The 2,947-nt window shown below is 49.8% G+C and carries 2 protein-coding genes; both read right to left on the bottom strand.

Annotated features, from left to right (window positions below):
• Positions 1-94: 94 nt before the first annotated feature.
• Entirely contained in the window at positions 95-808 is a 714-nt protein-coding gene (locus tag ACOCD2_RS15590; RefSeq protein WP_293652861.1) for a DUF2290 domain-containing protein, read from the bottom strand.
• A partial coding sequence (locus tag ACOCD2_RS15585; RefSeq protein ID WP_293652862.1) for a DEAD/DEAH box helicase occupies positions 805-2,947 on the bottom strand: 2,143 nt, incomplete at its 5' end. The genes ACOCD2_RS15585 and ACOCD2_RS15590, both read right to left, overlap by 4 nt.

Genomic DNA, 2,947 nt, shown 5'->3' with positions numbered 1-2,947 from the left:
ATATTTACCAATCCCGCCTGAAAGATGCAATACGGCTCCAGACAAAGTCTGATCAGCATCGATTTGAACGACCCATGAAGAAGGAGTAGTCTGCTCAACCATGGGTACCCCCCCCGATCGCATCGACCTCCTCCAAAGCAGGCACCGATAAATGAATCAGGGATTCTTCGTTTGCTGTGATTGTCGATGAGAACCTCCCTCTATGGCGAGGGAGATTACCAACGAAATCTCGATTTGGCGTCCGATAGAAGTTTCGTATGACGAACTCGATGAACCAACGCGGCGTCATGGGTGCACTGACCGGTATACGACAGTTCTTCACATCGCCGAGGGTGAGATGAGATCTCGGATGTTCGACATCCACATGTACGCCTTCCCGACCATCGAAATCGAAACGAATCGGGAAGGGAACGATCCGTCTATTGACGATCTCCAGATAGAGCTCATCGGTCATATAGGCGTCTTCGTCGTCCCTGAACGGTCGTAATGTAGGTGACGGATAGAATGCAAGTCGATGCTGGAGCAGTGTTTCTCCATCGAATCTATACATGAGTTGGATCAACCCACCATCAATAAATTTTATATTGTACGAACGCTTATCCGACAGTTCTGCATAGAGCTTCGAATATTCGATTTCACCCAGAGCGATCGAAATATACTCCGCACCATCGAATACGACTTCCCAAACACAGCCCGAATCTTTTAGGACTGGAAAATTCTGGTCATCACAGATACCTGTTTTGAGCAGGCTGGATGTCACTTCATATATGTCATCCTTGATGAGTAGCGGTGCACCCGGTGCGGTCATTCCGAAATCCCCAGAATTTTCATGAGCTTTCTCTTCGTCTTGTCGTCAAGTTCTGCTGCCAAGATCTTCAACTCATCCTCATCTGCTTCTTCCAAAGAATTGGCTATCTGTTTCCTCTTTTGTTCGATCCGACGTTTTTCAGCCGGCGACAGATCTCGATGAACGATCTGAAGCATCCCAAGCAACTTATCGTCCGGATACGAGAAATCCAGGGTGAAGTCCTTCTCTTTCAGCCTCTCATACTCATCTGCAAGGTTCTGCATCATCTTCCCGTATCCTATGACGCGCACCCATGCTTTACTTCTCGTAATCGCCGTGAACAATCTATTCCGCAGAGTTGCAAGACCAGAAAATGGTGTATCACAGTCCTGTGCATTGACTATATAGACCATGCCAGCTTCATTTCCTTTGGCTCTATAGATACCTGTAAAAGTGATCGACGGTGTGCCTTTCCTGAAAAAGATGTCGGTAGATGTCTCGACCCCAGCAAGGTGGTTCTGAATTCCCATATTGAAAAGCGTCGACCGTATCGGCGCTGTCTCATTTCTTGTTGTTTTAGGGTCTGGGTGAATGACGATGATATCGTCATATCTCAGCTCATCTTCCTCTACATTTTTACGAATCTGTTCGATCAACCACTCATTTTGCTCATTAGCATTACTGAAGACTTTGAATTGCACCAGATCATCGATACTGGAGTGATTTTCGAGAAACTTGGGACTCGTCTCACTGGTCCTCTCCAACACGACGGGGGCGCCTTTCGACAACTCACCACCCTTGACACGGTAACCAATCTCCTCCCAGAGGGCTGGCAGATCGAACATCTGCACCAAGCCGGTGTCCTCACCTTTGGGGGGTGAACGATAGATGCCAAAGCCAAGCGCGTGTGCCGTCACGAGCACCGGACGAGAATTTCGATAGCATTTCTGCAAGATGACATCACGGCGTTGGTCGTCTCCCAGAGTGACCAATGGCTCTCCCTTTTCGTCCTCCCCAAATATTTTTTCTGGATGAGGTAATGAGCGGCCAGAAAGGTTTTGCAATTCATCGTATGCATAGACCAGGCGCTTGGGTTCTCGCAAGATGCTATAGCAGAGCCTCAGAAAACTCGGGGAGAAATCCTGGGTTTCATCGACCAGGATCACATCGTATAGTGCGGGAGGATTCGACAATCCATCCAATACCGCTCTACAAGCCCCGTCGAAGGCTTTATCACCCCCACCGAATGCCGAACTTGCACCCCTAAAATCATGGAATTCTTGTCCCGTCTTCCTACAAACCTCGTAATAGATTCCATCCCGTGAATCCCCGCCAGGTGCCCCCCAAGCATTGACGACGCGGATCATGCTCCAATCGGGTTCCTCCCCGCTCTGCTCGATACAGAAGTTGTTTATCAGGCGCTTGAACTGCTCTTTCAGCGATCGTGTCTGAAACGTTACTGCGATCCTCCAGTCGGGATGCTGGGTATGGAGATAGGCCGCCTTGAGTGCCAGTATGATGGTCTTGCCCGACCCCGCCAGGCCGCGAATCCGCTGCACACCATCCACCGTCTCAATAACGGCCTTGTTCTGGCGATGATCTAGCGTTGCAATGGAGTCTTCGAGTTCCTTGAGTTTCGCGCCTCGCGAATCCGGATTTTTCACCTCTCGCTTCAGACGACTCTTTCGGATCGAAGACAAGCCCTCTATCGCGGAGAGCGTGTTCCGAAAGAGTTCCTCCGACCCACCTTCCCACTTGATGTCCGCAAGAACCTCGGAAATATTCGAGTCGTTTGCAATTGGATAACCGTTCTCCAACTGCGCTGGCAGATTGTCAACAGCGGGTGCGTATGTGACCACGGACAGAAGCACCACCAGCTTCCGGCGGTTCATCAGCTCCTTGTGCAGCTTGAGCCTTGCTTCGATCATATTGGCCAGATCGTCCTGTCTAGTCTCATAATCACCTATATCGGTTCCTTCGACCAAATCGAACAGCACGATCCCTTTCTGCGGAGTCACAAACGTCGCATCGATGGAACGCCCTCCCTCAGGCGTTGCAATCAGTGGATACCCAAAGAAGCATTCTCCTTCTATCTCATCTAATTGCCTGAGATGCTCTATAAGAGCCACCGAAGCCACTGGTTTCTTGTTCAAACCTCGT

Origin of the sequence: Thiolapillus sp., assembly GCF_048562965.1 — a bacterium.
Taxonomy (GTDB): domain Bacteria; phylum Pseudomonadota; class Gammaproteobacteria; order Chromatiales; family Chromatiaceae; genus Thiolapillus; species Thiolapillus brandeum_A.
Note: the sequence above shows the minus strand (reverse complement) of the source record. Positions and strands in the feature narration are given on the sequence as shown.